Source organism: Streptomyces sp. SID1328 (assembly GCF_009865595.1).
GTDB lineage: Bacteria > Actinomycetota > Actinomycetes > Streptomycetales > Streptomycetaceae > Streptomyces > Streptomyces griseoluteus.
Genome location: NZ_WWKH01000042.1, coordinates 1 through 2,200, shown reverse-complemented (window position 1 = coordinate 2,200; position 2,200 = coordinate 1). Strand labels below are relative to the sequence as shown.

3 protein-coding genes are annotated in these 2,200 nt (G+C 75.5%); 2 read left to right on the top strand and 1 reads right to left on the bottom strand.

The window, feature by feature from the left end:
• Positions 1-1,021, bottom strand: a 1,021-nt coding sequence (locus tag GT030_RS01405; RefSeq protein WP_161199434.1) for an FAD-binding oxidoreductase, incomplete at its 3' end; no start/stop codon positions are given.
• Positions 1,022-1,101: 80 nt separating this feature from the next.
• Between GT030_RS01405 and GT030_RS01400 the strand changes: the two genes are divergently transcribed.
• Both GT030_RS01400 and GT030_RS01395 read left to right on the top strand, forming a co-directional pair.
• Positions 1,102-1,701, top strand: coding sequence for a TetR/AcrR family transcriptional regulator (locus GT030_RS01400; RefSeq protein ID WP_161199433.1), 600 nt, complete (start codon positions 1,102-1,104; stop codon positions 1,699-1,701).
• The coding region (locus GT030_RS01395; RefSeq protein ID WP_161199432.1) for an FAD-dependent oxidoreductase at positions 1,698-2,200 on the top strand (503 nt) is incomplete at its 3' end. The genes GT030_RS01400 and GT030_RS01395, both read left to right, overlap by 4 nt.

Genomic DNA, 2,200 nt, shown 5'->3' with positions numbered 1-2,200 from the left:
TGACGGCGAGGCAGCCGGTGCCGCCGTCGGCGAGGGCGGCACCGATGGCGTCGGGCTGGGCGAGGCCGACCAGGGTCTCGGTCTCGTCGGAGAGCCGGAGCACGGTGGGCCGGGGTCCGTCCTGGGCGAGCCTGCGCAGCGCGGCGGCGCCCTCGGCGAAGGTGGCGAACCGCCAGCCCTCGTACAGGCGTTGCTCGGGCTGCGGCCGTACCCGGACGGTGACGGAGGTGATGACGCCGAAGGCGCCCTCGGAGCCGAGGACGAGCTGGCGGAGGTCGGGTCCGGCGGCGGAGCGCGGGGCGCGGCCTGTTTCGACGGTGCCCTCGGGGGTGGCGAGGGTCAGGCCGAGGACCATCTCGTCGAAGCGGCCGTACCCGGCGGACGCCTGGCCGCTGGAGCGGGCGGCGGCGAAGCCCCCGACGGTGGCCCACTCGAAGGACTGCGGGAAGTGGCCGAGCGTGAAGCCGTGCGCGGCGAGCAGGGCTTCGGCCTGCGGGCCACGCAGGCCGGGCTGGAGGACGGCGGTGCGGGAGACCGGGTCGAGGTCGAGCAGGGCGTCCATCCGGCGCAGGTCGAGTGCGACGAACTCCCCGCGCTCGGGGGCGAGTCCGCCGACGACGCTGGTGCCGCCGCCGTACGGCACGACCGCCACCGCGTGCGCGGCACAGGCCCGCAGCACGGCGAGCACCTCCTCGTGGGAGGCCGGCAGGACGACGGCCTGCGGTACGTCGGTGACGTCGCCCGCGCGGATGCGCAGCAGGTCGGGGGTGGACTTGCCCCGGAGGTGCCGGACACGGCTCTCGGTGTCGGTGCGGACGTGGTCCGCCGAGCCCACCGCGTCGGCGAGGTCCTTCAGGGCGGCCGGGGCGAGCATGGGCCCGGGCAGCTCAAGGTCCTGGAGGGCTACCGGGGTTGACGGGCTCGGGCGGACGCCGAGCAGGTCGTGCAGGAGTCCGGCCACCGCGTCGGGCAGGGGGGCCGCCTTCGCCGGGTCGCCCCAGCCGTTCCACAGCATGTCCATCGGACGGTCGTCCTCACCACGTCGGTTCGGTGTGTGCGGCGCCATCTCCCCCCGGCCGCCGGGGCGTTACACTGTTACACATGACGTCCATCCGTCACAACCGTTCGGACGCCGACACCGTGCTCGACGCGGTGCGCGACTGCGTCCTGGCCGTAGGTGTCCGCCGCACCACGCTCGCCGACGTGGCCCGCCGCGCCGGGGTCTCCCGGATGACGCTGTACCGGCGCTGGCCCGATCTGCGCACGCTGGTGGGCGACTTGATGACCCGCGAGTGGCTCGCCGTGGCCACGCGCGCGATGCCCGGCGCGTCCGCGGGCCCGCACACCCGCGCCCGGCTCGTGACCGGACTGGTCGCGGGCGTCACCGAGTTCCGGGACCACCCCCTGTTCCACAAGATCCTGGACGTCGACCCCGAGCTGCTGCTCCCCTACGTCCTCGACCGGCGCGGCGCCACCCAGGAGGCCCTGCTGGCGCTGCTGACCGACGCGCTGCGTGAGGGCCACGCCGACGGCTCGGTTCGTGTGACGCACCCCGGACGCCAGGCCCGCGCCGTGCTGTTGCTGGTGCAGTCCTTCGCGCTGTCGCTGCGCACCATGACCGACGAGGACGACACCGAGCTGGACGCCGCCGCCTTCCTGGGCGAGCTGCGCACCCTTCTGGAGAGGACCCTCACCCCATGAGCAACCGCGACCGCGCCGACCGTACGGCGGCACCGGGTTCGTCGCTCGACGCCGCCCGCCGCACCCGCGAGCTGGCCAGGGCGGCCGGGGGCGGCACGGCCGACCTGCTGGTGGTGGGCCTCGGCGCGACGGGGGCGGGCGTCGCCCTGGACGCGGCGGCGCGCGGTCTGGACGTGGTCGCCGTCGACGCCCACGACCTGGCCTTCGGCACCTCCCGCTGGAGTTCCAAGCTGATCCACGGCGGCTTGCGCTATCTGGCGGCCGGGCAGTTCGACGTGGCGCACGAGAGCGCGGTCGAGCGGGGGGTGCTGATGACGCGTACGGCACCGCACCTGGTGGCCGCGCAGCCCTTCGTCCTGCCGCTGACCCCGCTGGTGTCACGGGCCCAGGCGTCGCTGGCGTGGGCGGGCTTCCGGGCCGGGGACATGCTGCGGAGGGCCGCCCGCACCCCGCGCCAGGTACTGCCGGTGCCGCGCCGGCTGACGGCGGCGGAGGCCAG